The organism is Nocardia tengchongensis (assembly GCF_054781395.1).
This window is the reverse complement of the sequence record NZ_BAAGUM010000015.1, coordinates 1-12,266: the sequence shown is the minus strand read 5'-3', so window position 1 is coordinate 12,266 and position 12,266 is coordinate 1. Positions and strand designations below refer to the sequence as shown.

Genomic DNA, 12,266 nt, shown 5'->3' with positions numbered 1-12,266 from the left:
GGCGCGTTGTGTGCAATTTGACCGGTCAAATTATTGACCACCACTAAGACGAGTTGCCTCCCACGACCTCGGTGAGGAGCTGGAACAGCAGCCTCGCCGAGCTACACACCGCGCCCCGACACCCCCATCGAACCGTGCTCGAATGGGGCCGCCCCGCCTGACCCCTGCCCCCGCACCGACCCGGCCGCGCGGTCGAGCTCGGCCAGCAGAGCCCGTGTCACTGCCGACTGGTCCCGGCGATCACTCGAACCCAGGGCCTCGGCGGGGGTACGGCCGCGGGTGTCGATCCCGGCGTGTTCGTCGTCGGTCACCGCGGTGGCGGTTGCGCCCGCCGTGGCCTCGGCGACGATTTCAGCGAAGCTCTGGCAGGGCACCCCGTGCATGTCGATGAGCTGGGGAAGTCGGGGTCCGCTGGAACTTCCCCACACCGCTTCCGATGCGCAGGGTGAAGGTCTCGACCGTCACCGATTCATCGATGTTGTCGTCTTGCAAAGGTTTTCCTTTACACTCCGGTCACCGGCGCGTCGGTGGCCACGATCGTGACCGCGCCCAGTGCCGCGGTGTCGATCTCGGTGTGCCGAGTATTCATCGGCTCACCTTTCTCTCGTTCTCACCAGGCAGACGCTCACCGCAGTAGGAACGTGAGATCCCGATACACAACGCGCCCGTGGGATCGTGGAGCACCAGCGTCTTGGGGTCACTGCCCTGTCGATCGTGTCCGCCCTGGGCACCGCAGGCCTCCTGATCGTCGCCAGCTGTGATGCGCCGACCTCGACGGCGATACTGCTGACCTGCTCAAGGGCTCGCTCGCCCGCGCTCGAGGTCCCCCCAAACCCCGCTGTCCGCGCGCCGCAGGCGCACGGACAACGCAAAAGCCTCGTCGGTGGATCAAGGCTAAGAGAGGGACCCGAGCACCGCGTCGAGAACGCCGGGGAATCGTTCGTCGATGTCGGCCCGGCGCAGGGTCATGTAGCGGGCCTTGCCGTCGACGCGGGTGACAGTGAGGCCCGCCTCGCGCAGGGTGCGCCAATGGTTCGACAACGTCGATCTCGGGACTACGAGATGTTCTGGGCTGCAGGATATTTCGCCGCAGACGGCCATCAGGCGCACCAGTTCCATCCGGACCGGGTCCCCCAGGGCGCGCAGCATCGTCACCAGGTCCAGGTCCGCGCTGTTCGGCTGGGTAAGCGGCGGCATCGGGCTCCTCGTTCGGTTGACATGACCGGGTCACCAGCTTACGTTCGCTTCGTCAATTCGGAAATATCGAAATGAGCTCGCAATGACGATCCTCAGCACACTGGCCCGCGTCTACGTCGACGATCTGGACACCGCATTGCCCACGTTCACCGCACTCACCGGTGAGCAGCCCCGACTCCGCTTCGCCTACCACGAGCTGGAACTGGCCGGCATCGGCGCCTACCTGCTTATCGCCGGAACCCTGGAAGCCCTTGCCCCCTACCGGGAAACACATGCCACCACGATCGTGGACAACCTGGAAGAGGTGCTCACAATCATCACCACCCTCGGCGGCGACATCCTCGACGGCCCGAACGACGTTCCCACCGGCCGCAATCTGACGGTGCGGCACCCCGGCGGCGCACGCATCGAATACGTCGAATTCGACACGGCCAAGATCGAATCCATCCCGAGCTGACGACGACAGGCCCCCGCCGCGGCGATGAGGCGCGGGCGGTGGCCAGGATGTCGAGGTCAGCGGCGGCTAGCGTCGATGTCGTCCGAGCCGACATCGCGACCCGCCGGGAACTGGCCACCCAAGGCGAAACCTTCGACAGGACAGCTGATTTCGCTGCCGTGCCGGAACGGGTCCGCCGCCGCTGGAGCCAGGCCACCGACTCCGTACTCGCCGCGGCATACATGCGATACGGCCCGCGAGGGCCAGTGACGAGAAAAGTCACGCTTAGCGGTTCGCGGGCGGACCGATCGTTATTCTTCGGTGAACCGCGAGCAGCGTTGTGCCACTGGTGGTTTCATGTCGGGCTGTGCGTGATGAGGGTGTGAGCGAGTACGGCCGCTTTCCGGCGTTGTCGCGGGTGGAGCTCGAGCGGTTCTTCCACCTGAACGATGAAAACCGCAAGCTGATCGCCGACCGGCGGCGCGACTACAACAAGCTCGGGTTCGCACTTCGGCTGGTCACTGTGCGGTTTGTGGGGATGTTCCTGCCGGATCCGGTGGATGTTCCGGGTGAGGTGATCGAGTATCTGGCCGAGCAGCTCGAGATCGCTGATCCGACGTGCGTGACGTCCTATCTCGACCGCAAGCCCACGCGGTACGAGCATCAGGGCCAGATCATCCGCGCCTACGATCTGACGCCCTTCGCCGAGGTGGAGGCGGAGCTGGTGGCGTGGATCGCTGATCAGGCGTGGATGACCGGCGACGGTGTGAAGGCGCTGCTGACGGTCGCGGTGGCCTGGTTGCGGGAGCGCAACGCGCTGCTGCCGGGCATCAATTGGAACCAGTTGCTCACCTTCGTTGCCCGCATGCACCAGAGTTGGGTCGTGTTCGTGTTCTGGGCGGATCACGGGTGATCGACCCGTCGGGGCAGGTCACCGCGCAGCACGCCATCGCGAGTTCGCATTCGTTGCAATGTGCCTTGGCTTCGTCGGGGTTTATCCGCACCGAAGTCCTCGACTACATCGACAACCCCGAGTAGATGAGCCCGCTGTCGCGGTAGTTCACGGTCAGTCCCCAGCGCGCCGCGGTGGCAGCGGCGGCGGTGCGGTTGGGCACGTGGAGTTTTCGCAGGATGCGCTCGATGTGAGTGGCGATGGTGGAGGGTTTGACCCGCAGGTGGGCGGCGAGGGTGGCGTTGGAACCGCCTTGTGGAAGTAGCGCGAGCACGACGAGCTCCCGAGGGGTGAGGCCGCGAGGTGGATCGACGCGCCGGTAGGCGACCAGGGTCCCGCCTGATCGCGCCGCCTGCATCCGCGTCCGGTATACGACATCGCCGTCGAGCAGCAGATGGTCGCAGGGTCGACCGGAGGCGGCGACCGCCCACGCGAGTTCGATGCCGGCGCTGCCAGGTACGAACAGGTGCGCTGCGGCAGGCTCCGTCACCGGATGTACGGTTCCGCTCGCGGTGACGATCACTACCGATTCCTCCTGATCAGCCGGCGCTGCGATGCCGCGGCAAGGATCTATGGCGGCGCCGACCACATCTGCCATCAGCGCGAGTGCTGTCACCGACATTGTGGGAAACGGTCCGTGCGTGGTGGTGCTCATGTTCAGCATGCCGAGATAGCGGCCGTCGGAGGCGAACAAGGGCTGGGTCAGGCCCTCCTGGTAGCCGAGGGGGACGATTACCCGGTCGAAGATCGCACCGTGCCGCACCTGCGCCGGCACATCGCACAATCGCATCGGTATCTGGTCGTGCCGGAGCCGGGTGAACAGGGGATGGGTGTGCAGGCAGTTGTTGGTGACCTCGAGCGCCTCCCGGGGGTATCCGACGCTGGCCGCTGTGATGTGCACACGGGCGCCCGGATCCCACCGCGACAATGCGGCGTGCTGATAGGCGACGACTCGCGAAAGCTCGAATAGCACCCGCCCCAGGCCCGATCGGTCCGGCGTGGCCGCCCTGATAGCGGCTCGCACTCGGACGGCGGCAGCGGGTTCCAGATCTCGACCGGGTGCAACAACCACCTCCACAGTATGGCGCCGGTTACAGCACCCCCGATCTGCCGGCCGCTCAACGACGATGCACAGTCGCCGTTTCGCGACGTCCGTCGATCGGCGGACGTCACGCTGCCCGCCTCGTCCTAGGTTCTCCCGCACCACTATGACGAACTTGGAGGTTTCGATGGATGTCGCCGATTACGCCGGCCGGGACGCCACAGAGCTGGCCCAGCTGATCAACCAGGGCGAGGTCAGCGCCGCAGACGTGCAGGCCGCGGCTGCGGCCGCGATCGCGCAGGTCGACCCTGTTCTCGGTGCGGTCGCGGGCGAGGTGTTCGAGCGCCCCCTGGCCTACGATGCGTCCGGCCCGTTCGCGGGGGTGCCCTCCGCGTTCAAGGACCTGATCATTCATGCGGCCGGCGTACCGCAGCGCAACGGCAGCCGGTTGTTCGGCCCTGGCGTGATGTACGCCGACGACACGGCGTTGATGGCCCGCTTGCGCCGAGCTGGGCTGGCGATGATGGCGGTGACCACCTCCCCCGAGCTCGGGTTCAACGCCACGACTGAAGCTCTCGCCTACGGCGCACCGACGCGCAACCCGTGGGACCCCACCCGCACGGCGGGCGGATCCAGCGGCGGCGCCGCGGCGTTGGTCGCAGCCGGAGCGCTACCGCTGGCCCATGCCAACGATGGCGGCGGCTCCATCCGCATCCCGGCCGCGGCGTGTGGGCTGGTCGGACTCAAACCGAGCCGTGGCCGCGTCTCCGCCGCTCCGGACCACGCTGATCCTCTGCTCGGCATGGGCGCGGAGTTCGCAGTCACCCGTACCGTCCGGGACTGCGCCGCGTTGCTCGACGCGATACACGGCAGTGAACCCGGCGACAAGTATCTGTTTCCGGCCGAGCCGACGAGCTACAGCACACTGATCTCCCACCCGGCGCGCGCGTTGCGCATCGCCGTCGCAGGCGATCTCTCCCAGGCCGATCCCGCCTGCGCCGACGCCGTCCACAGCGTCGCCGAACAGTTGGCTTCGATAGGCCATCACGTCGAGGAAGCCACTCCGCGCATCGACGCCGAGGCGTTCCATCACGCCAATCTCGATGCATGGTGCAGCTTTCTCGCACACACCGTCACCACCGCGGCCAAGGCACTGGGCGTCGACCCCGGCACCGAACACCTTGAAGCCAGCACCCGCGCCTGCGTCGCCTACGGCGCCACCAGGTCCGCGGCAGACTTGTACGTCGTCGAGGAGACCTTCAACCTCGCGCGCCGTGAGGTCGCCCGACTGCTCACCGACTACGACGTCTACCTCACTCCGACTACCGCCAGCCCGAATCTCCCTCTCGGTCACCTCGATGCCGACGACGCGAGCTTGACCGCGCATGACTGGTACCGCAAGATCTTCGACTTCGCGCCCTTCACCGCCCTGTTCAACGCCACCGGTAATCCAGCGATCTCCTTGCCCCTGGCCCGATCGGCCGAGGGCTGGCCGATCGGCGTCCAATTCGTCGGCCCCTACGGCGACGAGGCCACCCTGCTGAGCCTGGCCGCCGACCTCGAACGGCGGTTCCCCTGGCATCAGCACCGCCCGGCGATTTACGCGCACTGACAGCGTTGTTCACGCAGCTGGGGCTGGGCAAGGAGGACCGACGAGCGGATTCCACACCGGCAAACAACCAAAATCCAATCGGGAAGAATTCCCGCCTCGATGCCCCCCCCCCCCGTTGCGCCAGCTCACATCTCCAGGAAAGACCTATCGTGACGCACAGTGCCGACGCCATCGCCATCCCTCACCCCCGATGCTGTCCGCGCCCAACGCCGTGTCCTGACCGTGCTGGGGTCCGCGCAGATCCTCGGCGGCACTGGACTGGCCGCCGGGATCACCGTCGGCGCGCTGCTGACCCAGGACATGGTCGGATCCAACAGCCTGGCCCGCCTCCCCAGCGCCCTGTTCACCGCGGGCTCCGCGCTTGCCGCCGTCGCCGTGGGCCGGCTGTCCCAGTCCCGCGGCCGCCGCCCCGGCCTGGCCGCGGGCTACTTCACCGGCGCGATCGGCAGCCTTGTCGAAGCTCGTCTGGTCTCAGTCGCCATGGCCACATCCCGGCTCAGGATGGACAAGGGCCTCGCCCAAGCGTCCGTCAGTGCACGAGGGGCGTGACCCTCGTATCGGCTCGGACACCCGGGTCGCGTGCTGCGCCGACATCTCAGCACACACCACCAACCCGCCCCGCAGAACCCCTGGCCCCTGATCGTGGCCACCCGATGACGAAGTCGTTCATTTCGTGCCGCTACCTGCCGACACGGAGTGGTAGCCGTGATCGAGGGCGGAACTTTCGCGCTCACTGCCAGTCGGGTGATCAGCACTCCAGACTTGGCCAGGGGTCGGGTCGGTTTGTCGGCGCTGGTCGCGGAGTTGGTCACATTCGGCGGTCAGGGCGGTGTTGGATGCGCGCAGGACGGTGTTGGCGTCGAGGAATGCCATGAACGCTCAGGGCGATGCCGAGGGATCTGCGCCACCGCAGATGGGGCCGACGTGGGCGGGGGTAGGCATTCGTGGTCAAGCCGATTCCCGGTGGAGCGCACCAGCATCCCGGCGCGATAATCCGGGTATGGGTTCTCCTGCTGAGCTACCTGCGGAATCGCTGGTATGGGCTACGGGGACGTTTCCAGGGCCGCGGACGGGGAGTTTCCGGTTCTGGTTCGCCACCCGCCGCTGGGAATGGTCACCGGAGCTGTACCGCATGCACGGCTACACCCCCGGCGAGGTCGAGCCGACCACCGAAATGCTTCTGGCACACAAACATCCCGACGACCGCGATAAGGTCGCCGAGACGATTGCCCGCTCGGTGGAGTTGGGTGAGCCGTTCTCGAGCCGCCACCGGTTCATCGATACCCATGGTGTCGAGCATCAGGTGATGGTGGTCGCCGACCGCATCCTCGACCAGGGCCGCGCGGTCGGCACCGCGGGCTTCTACGTCGACCTGGCCGGCACCCTCGTCCGTGCCGAACACGACGCCCTCGAGGCGCGGATGCCGGAGCTCGTGGAAGCACGGGCGGTGATCGAGCAGGCCAAGGGTGTGTTGATGCGCATGTACCGCATCAGCGACGAACAGGCGTTCAAGCTGCTGGTGTGGCGGTCCCAGGAAACCAACACCAAACTCCGCGCCTTGGCCGAGCAGCTACTGCGTGAGCTGCCCGCCGTGCCACCGGCCGAACCCGCCACGGTGTCGGCGTTCGACCACATCCTGCTGACCCTGCACGAACGCATCCCCCACTGACCACACGGGATAGACAAGGGGTCGGGGTTGGTCAACGCTGGTCGCGGAGTTGGTCGCGTTCGGCGGTCAAGGCGGTGTTGGATTCGCGCAGAACGCTGTTGGCGTCTTCGAGGTCGAGGATGCGCGCGATGCCGGCGAGGTTGACTCCTTGTCCGGTCAACGTGGTGATGCGCGCGACGCGGGCGAGGTCGGCGCCGCTGTAGCGGCGGGTGCCGCCATTGCTGCGCACCGGGGTGATCAGGCCGTGCTGCTCGTAGAGGCGCAGGGTCTGCACGCCCAGGCCGGACAACTCGGCGGCGACCGAGATCGCATACACCGCCCGCTCCGCGCCTGGCAGGTGGCCGAGTGGCTGTTGCTGCGGATCCATGGCACTCCTGTTCCTCTTCGCTATCAGATTACCTGCTCCAGGCTCTTGCACTCACTTATCGAGAGTGCTAAAAATTATCTCTGTCAGATGACAGAGGTTATCTGAGTTACCTTCAATCGAGAACGGAGTAACTGGAGGTGGCAACCATGTTGATGCGCACCGATCCCTTTGGCGATCCCTTCCGAGACCTGGATCGTTTGACCCGCGCGGTGCTCGGGACCCCGGCACAGCCGGTGGTGATGCCGATGGACGCCTGGCGCGACGGCGACGAGTTCTTCGTGGAGTTCGACCTGCCCGGCATCGACCCCGACTCGCTGGATTTGGATGTTGAACGCAATGTGGTCACGGTGAAGGCCTCACGCCCGGAGCTGGATCCGGGGCGGTCGATGATCGCCGCGGAACGCACCCGCGGAGTGTTCTCCCGTCAGCTGTTCCTGGGTGAGAACCTCGATACCGAGCAGATCCGAGCCGACTACCGCGACGGGGTGCTGCGCCTGGCGATTCCGGTCGCCGAGCAGGCCAAACCTCGCAAGATCGAGATCACCCACGCCGACCACGAGCGTCAGGCCATCAACGCCTGACCCGGCCTGCCTCTTGCTGAGTAGAGGGGGTGTGGTGATGACCATGTCGGCTGTCACGGGTGCCGGACTGGACCGGCTCGATGCGCGGCTGCTCGCGCTGGATCCCGACCTCGAGGACTTGTTCGCCGAGGTCGAGCAGATCCTGTTCGCCGCCGCGGTGCCGCGAGTCCCACGACCGGGGCCGAACCCTGCACCGATGCCCCGGTCGGGCCGGTCCGATCGTGCGCGGCCGGCGCCGCCCGCACTCTGGCGGGGCCGTCGGACCGGCCCAGGGCAGGGCATCGGGCGCGGTCCTCCGCACCGGATGTGCCTGGCACCGACCGCGGCGGTGACCGCGTGCAGCAGGAAAGTGAGGTGATGCCCGTTCCGACACACAGCAACAAAGACAGTGGTTCTCGCGGGAGGCGGGAGCGTGCGGACCCCGAGCCTGCGCCATCGGCACCGTCCCCTGTCCGAGGCGTTTCGGACGGTGCGTGCACAGCCACCCGAGCTGGCAGCCGCAGGTAGGCATCGTTCCCGCCCTCTCCCGCGGGACCCGCGACACACATCGGTCAAGTATTCGTTCCGTCGACGGGTGAGCCCGGAAGCCACCGCGCTTGCGGGCTCACCCGGCCCCTTTTCCTACTCGAAGACCGTGGCCTGTGAAGGCCCTGTGATGACCGTTGGGAGGCAGAAGATGAAGACCCACACCGGCACCGTTTTCCCGAACGGCAGCGACGGCGACCGCGCCGAGCAGAGCTTCTGCGTCCGCGACACCGACCGCGATATCGGCCTGGACACCACCGCGCTGCACCCCCTGTCCGAATGCGTACGCGCCGCCTTCGACGCCGCCGCGATCGCAGACCGCTGCGACCAAGCCTGGATCAGCCCACTGGACCTCGATGACGACCACACCCTCAGCCCGCGCAGATTCCGGAGCTCGGCGACCGGCTGGATCACCCGGCGCGACCTCGACGACTACGACCACCTCGCCTACCGACTCTGACCCCACCCACCCCGACACCGGCCTTCCCCGGTGCTAGTGAGTGATGGGGAACATCGGCGCAGCGAGTCACCGGTAATGGGATGCCAGAGAATAGCCCCGGTCATGTGAACGCCATGAAAACAGTTCACAGATTCATTGCTGAACAATTGCGGGTTGACATAGTTTCGAAGCACGTCGATCGCGTTGGCGACATTGCGATCACAGGGCCACCCCATCCAGCCCCATGACGCTGCGGATTCAACGGCCGGTGACCCGTCTACGAAGGATCCACCATGAGCCAATTCCCGCGCTCTGCAACAAAATCCACGATGGCGCCGGCCCCTGCGATTCGGCCCAGCAAGGTCCTCATCGTCGAGAGCAACCCGGCGATGGCAGAGATCGAGGCACTCGTGCTGGCCAACGCAGGCCACGAGGTGATGTCCGCCCCCGACGCGCAGCGCGCTTTGACCCTGGCTCGGCGATGGAATCCGGACTTGGTGCTACTCGAGCTGGACCTGCCCGACCTGCCAGGCGCGAACCTGTGCCGACAGATGCGGAAACGTTCACCGATTCCGATCATCGCGGTCTCCCTCGACGGCAATCCCGATGACATCGATGACGCCTACACCGCCGGCGCGTGCGACTACCTGCCCAAACCGCTCAGAAACGGTGAACTGCTCGACCACATCCGTGTCCATCTCACAGCACCGCAGGCGGCCTGAAACATCTCCAAATTCGGCCGTGGCGCCAATATCTGCCACAGCTTCCTAACCTGCCCATTTTCTGGGCGGAAGTGCCGCCGAGCGAGGAGCTGATCCACGGCTCTTTCGTCCAGTTCTGACATGGAGGCTCGCCGCCCGCGGCCAGTAGCAACAGCGCCACCGCATGACAATCGGCCTACATGTTCCGAAGACGATGGCCTAGCGCAGCGACGCTACGAGATATCGCCTCCTCCAGCGTGGCAACCCGAAGAAGGCGGGAGCAGGCACTGCAGGAGCGCGGCGATGAGGTTCACGGCCCCAAGCGACCCACTGGAGGAGCCGGTCTCCGCGACAGAGGCGGCCGGAGTGTCGACGACCGACAGCGGCGCGGCCACCGCTTGTCCGGTTCCGACGGTCAGTGCCGTGGCAATACCGACTGCCGCAATGAGAGTGCGCATACAGGAGAACCCTTCGATCGAGCGCGGGGCCGAACCTCTCGACCCACCACCGGAGAGTTAATCATTTCCATTTCAAAACATCTGGCGGATTCCGCGCACGCGACGGCCCCGAATTCCATGGGGTTGAGCGGCGGCTTGCGGAGGCACCCGCGCCCCTTCCCATGATGGTCGAGCTGTTCGGGAAACGATGGCCGGACATGCTCGACTGTCGCCCAATGGGCGCCGCCACCGCCTACTACAGGGCAGCCCGGTCTGCGCGTGGTCTATCGACGCCATCCTGGGCACTTCGGCCCCTACGGGGCAGATCCTGTGTAGCCGAGTTACTCCTTAACCCTTTCGGCTTCGGCGATACGGCGACCTACATGGTGTGCGACGGTCACCGCGTGGGGTAACGGCCGCGCATGGCGATACTGGCTGCGGGACCCGCGGTGAAGACGTACGCGTTGCTGTCATCTAGGCGGCGGCCCGTCTTGGCATCGACGACGACAGGCTCGACCTCCTCGCCGCTGTTCGCATCGACGAGAATCATGCTGCGCTCGTCAACTGCGAGCCGGGAGTTGCCCCAGGCGGCGAGAGCGACGAGGACGGGGCGCAGAGATCGTCCCCGGTCGGTGAGTAAGTACTCGTGGCGTTCGGGGTTGGTCTGGTACGGGCGGCGTTCCAGCAGGCCGTCGGCGACCAGCGCTTTCAGCCGGGTAGTCAGCATGCTCGAGGAGATGCCGAGGTTCTCCTGGAACTGGTCGAAGCGGGTGTAACCGTCGAAGACGTCATGCAGGATCAGCAGCGTCCACCACTCCCCGACATACGCCACCGTCGTCGACAGCGGACACTCCCGGTCTTGCAATCTGATCCGGCTCGCCATGGACTCCATCCCCTTATTTACTGCTAGAATCGAAGTTACTAACTTCTACTTTAGCAGTTACTTGCGGGGCCGTGTCGTTCACACCCGCTCTGGAGATGGGAGCCCTATGACCGTGTCCAGCAATGCATCCCTCGACAGACGGCGAGTGTTGGTCACCGGCGGCACCAAGGGCGTCGGCGCAGCCATCGCGCGTCGCCTCGCCCAGGCCGGCGCGACGGTTCTCGTCACCGCCCGCAGCCGTCCCGCCGACGTCGAGGACAAGCTCTTCATCACCGCCGACCTGTCCACCGCCGAGGGCGCCGCCCACGTAATCGCCGAGGTAGACGACCGTTTGGGGGGCATCGACATCCTGGTCAACAGCCTGGGCGGTTCCGAGGCGCCGGGCGGTGGATTCGCCGCTCTCGGCGACGACGACTGGGCCACGGAGCTGAGCACGAACCTGATGGCCGCCGTCCGCCTCGACCGCGGCCTGCTGCCCGCCATGATCGCGGCCGGGCACGGCGTGATCCTGCACGTCACTTCCATTCAGCGCCGCATGCCGCTGTGGAACGGCACCCTGGCCTATGCGGCCGCCAAGGCCGCGCTGACCACCTACAGCAAGGGCCTGGCCAACGAGGTCGCCCCACGCGGCATCCGCGTCAACACCGTCTCGCCCGGCTTCACCCAGACCGCCGCCGCCGACAACCTGATCGCCCGGATCGCCCAGGACGCCGACATCACCCAAGACGCCGCCCTGAGCCGACTCATGAACTCCCTCGGCGGCATCCCACTGGGCCGCCCCAACCGACCCGAGGAAGTCGCCGAACTCGTCGCCTTCCTGGTCTCCGACAGCGCCTCGGCCATCGTCGGCGCCGAGTATGTCATCGACGGCGGTACAACCCCGACCGTGTGACCACCGAACCCCAGAAGGGAACCACTGTGACCGCCAATCAGCCCCAGACCATCGCCCCGCAGGCACTGCCCGAGGTGATCAACCGGTACCTCACCGCACACCGTGCCCACGACACAACCACCGCGTGCTCCGCCTTCACTCCCGATGCCACGGTGGTCGACGACGGGAACAGCTACGACGGCAGCGCGGCCATCGAAGAGTGGATGAACCGGTCCGCCACCGAGTTCACCTACACCATCGAACTCACAGCGGCCCAACGGTTGGACGCCACCCACTACATCGCGACTCAGCACCTCGAAGGCGACTTCCCCGGCGGCACCGTCGACCTGCGTTACCGATTCACCGTTCGCGGCGACATGATCGAACACCTTGTCATCGCACCCTGAGAGGCGCAGCATCCGAACACGATGCTGGAACTGGCCACCGAGCCCCAAATCTGTCCAACTTTTGAGACCCCACACCCGTTCGGAAAACGATCTTGGTCTCAACTGGTCAGTGCATCGTTCGACTCGACAGGGTAGCGCGGCCGCCAA

Annotated in this window: 14 protein-coding genes and 1 pseudogene; 10 read left to right on the top strand and 5 right to left on the bottom strand. The window is 66.2% G+C overall.

What is annotated here, in order from left to right; translation table 11 throughout:
• Positions 1-101: 101 nt before the first annotated feature.
• Both ACYVKL_RS26535 and ACYVKL_RS26530 read right to left on the bottom strand, forming a co-directional pair.
• Positions 102-383, bottom strand: a complete 282-nt coding sequence (locus ACYVKL_RS26535) for a hypothetical protein (RefSeq protein WP_379165850.1) — start codon at positions 381-383, stop codon at positions 102-104.
• A gap of 511 nt (positions 384-894) precedes the next feature.
• Entirely contained in the window at positions 895-1,197 is a 303-nt protein-coding gene (locus ACYVKL_RS26530; protein WP_379165849.1) for an ArsR/SmtB family transcription factor, read from the bottom strand.
• Between the two features lie 82 nt (positions 1,198-1,279).
• Between ACYVKL_RS26530 and ACYVKL_RS26525 the strand changes: the two genes are divergently transcribed.
• Both ACYVKL_RS26525 and ACYVKL_RS26520 read left to right on the top strand, forming a co-directional pair.
• Entirely contained in the window at positions 1,280-1,654 is a 375-nt protein-coding gene (locus ACYVKL_RS26525) for a VOC family protein (protein WP_379165848.1), read from the top strand.
• Between the two features lie 346 nt (positions 1,655-2,000).
• Positions 2,001-2,546, top strand: a complete 546-nt coding sequence (locus tag ACYVKL_RS26520; protein ID WP_460773161.1) for a DUF4158 domain-containing protein — start codon at positions 2,001-2,003, stop codon at positions 2,544-2,546.
• Positions 2,547-2,649: 103 nt separating this feature from the next.
• On the opposite strand, the gene ACYVKL_RS26515 is transcribed toward ACYVKL_RS26520, so the two are convergent.
• Positions 2,650-3,558 (bottom strand): helix-turn-helix transcriptional regulator, encoded by a 909-nt coding sequence (locus ACYVKL_RS26515; RefSeq protein WP_379165846.1) that lies wholly within the window; start codon positions 3,556-3,558, stop codon positions 2,650-2,652.
• A 235-nt stretch (positions 3,559-3,793) separates the two neighbouring features.
• Between ACYVKL_RS26515 and ACYVKL_RS26510 the strand changes: the two genes are divergently transcribed.
• The 3 genes and pseudogenes from ACYVKL_RS26510 to ACYVKL_RS26500 all read left to right on the top strand — a co-directional run bounded on the left by ACYVKL_RS26510 (position 3,794) and on the right by ACYVKL_RS26500 (position 6,908).
• Positions 3,794-5,239 (top strand): amidase, encoded by a 1,446-nt coding sequence (locus ACYVKL_RS26510; protein ID WP_460773159.1) that lies wholly within the window; start codon positions 3,794-3,796, stop codon positions 5,237-5,239.
• Between the two features lie 159 nt (positions 5,240-5,398).
• Positions 5,399-5,689, top strand: a pseudogene (locus ACYVKL_RS26505) (MFS transporter); the annotation flags it as partial.
• Positions 5,690-6,239: 550 nt separating this feature from the next.
• The gene (locus tag ACYVKL_RS26500) at positions 6,240-6,908 is read left to right on the top strand and encodes a PAS and ANTAR domain-containing protein (RefSeq protein ID WP_379165843.1); all 669 of its coding nucleotides are present in this window, start codon (positions 6,240-6,242) and stop codon (positions 6,906-6,908) included.
• Between the two features lie 31 nt (positions 6,909-6,939).
• On the opposite strand, the gene ACYVKL_RS26495 is transcribed toward ACYVKL_RS26500, so the two are convergent.
• The gene (locus ACYVKL_RS26495; protein ID WP_379165842.1) at positions 6,940-7,275 is read right to left on the bottom strand and encodes a MerR family transcriptional regulator; all 336 of its coding nucleotides are present in this window, start codon (positions 7,273-7,275) and stop codon (positions 6,940-6,942) included.
• A 131-nt stretch (positions 7,276-7,406) separates the two neighbouring features.
• Between ACYVKL_RS26495 and ACYVKL_RS26490 the strand changes: the two genes are divergently transcribed.
• The 3 genes from ACYVKL_RS26490 to ACYVKL_RS26480 all read left to right on the top strand — a co-directional run bounded on the left by ACYVKL_RS26490 (position 7,407) and on the right by ACYVKL_RS26480 (position 9,542).
• Entirely contained in the window at positions 7,407-7,856 is a 450-nt protein-coding gene (locus ACYVKL_RS26490; protein WP_379166649.1) for an Hsp20/alpha crystallin family protein, read from the top strand.
• Positions 7,857-8,532: 676 nt separating this feature from the next.
• On the top strand, positions 8,533-8,841 hold the full coding sequence (locus ACYVKL_RS26485) for a hypothetical protein (RefSeq protein WP_379165841.1): 309 nt from the start codon (positions 8,533-8,535) through the stop codon (positions 8,839-8,841).
• Between the two features lie 272 nt (positions 8,842-9,113).
• Entirely contained in the window at positions 9,114-9,542 is a 429-nt protein-coding gene (locus tag ACYVKL_RS26480) for a response regulator transcription factor (RefSeq protein ID WP_379165840.1), read from the top strand.
• A gap of 813 nt (positions 9,543-10,355) precedes the next feature.
• Here ACYVKL_RS26480 and ACYVKL_RS26475 read toward each other — a convergent pair.
• On the bottom strand, positions 10,356-10,841 hold the full coding sequence (locus ACYVKL_RS26475; protein WP_379165839.1) for a winged helix-turn-helix transcriptional regulator: 486 nt from the start codon (positions 10,839-10,841) through the stop codon (positions 10,356-10,358).
• A 112-nt stretch (positions 10,842-10,953) separates the two neighbouring features.
• Between ACYVKL_RS26475 and ACYVKL_RS26470 the strand changes: the two genes are divergently transcribed.
• Complete coding sequence (locus ACYVKL_RS26470) at positions 10,954-11,733, top strand: SDR family oxidoreductase (protein WP_379165838.1); 780 nt, start codon at positions 10,954-10,956, stop codon at positions 11,731-11,733.
• Positions 11,734-11,759: 26 nt separating this feature from the next.
• Positions 11,760-12,119 carry a nuclear transport factor 2 family protein gene (locus ACYVKL_RS26465; protein ID WP_379165837.1) on the top strand — a complete coding sequence of 120 codons (360 nt, stop codon included), beginning with the start codon at positions 11,760-11,762 and terminating at the stop codon, positions 12,117-12,119.
• Positions 12,120-12,266: the final 147 nt, after the last annotated feature.

Bases quoted from the DNA above. Each gene is read 5' to 3' on its own strand.
- ACYVKL_RS26535 (WP_379165850.1), bottom strand. From the start codon at position 383: ATGCACGGGGTGCCCTGCCAGAGCTTCGCTGAAATCGTCGCCGAGGCC.
- ACYVKL_RS26530 (WP_379165849.1), bottom strand. From the start codon at position 1,197: ATGCCGCCGCTTACCCAGCCGAACAGCGCGGACCTGGACCTGGTGACG.
- ACYVKL_RS26525 (WP_379165848.1), top strand. From the start codon at position 1,280: ATGACGATCCTCAGCACACTGGCCCGCGTCTACGTCGACGATCTGGAC.
- ACYVKL_RS26510 (WP_460773159.1), top strand. From the start codon at position 3,794: ATGACGAACTTGGAGGTTTCGATGGATGTCGCCGATTACGCCGGCCGG.
- ACYVKL_RS26500 (WP_379165843.1), top strand. From the start codon at position 6,240: ATGGGTTCTCCTGCTGAGCTACCTGCGGAATCGCTGGTATGGGCTACG.
- ACYVKL_RS26495 (WP_379165842.1), bottom strand. From the start codon at position 7,275: ATGGATCCGCAGCAACAGCCACTCGGCCACCTGCCAGGCGCGGAGCGG.
- ACYVKL_RS26485 (WP_379165841.1), top strand. From the start codon at position 8,533: ATGAAGACCCACACCGGCACCGTTTTCCCGAACGGCAGCGACGGCGAC.
- ACYVKL_RS26480 (WP_379165840.1), top strand. From the start codon at position 9,114: ATGAGCCAATTCCCGCGCTCTGCAACAAAATCCACGATGGCGCCGGCC.
- ACYVKL_RS26475 (WP_379165839.1), bottom strand. From the start codon at position 10,841: ATGGCGAGCCGGATCAGATTGCAAGACCGGGAGTGTCCGCTGTCGACG.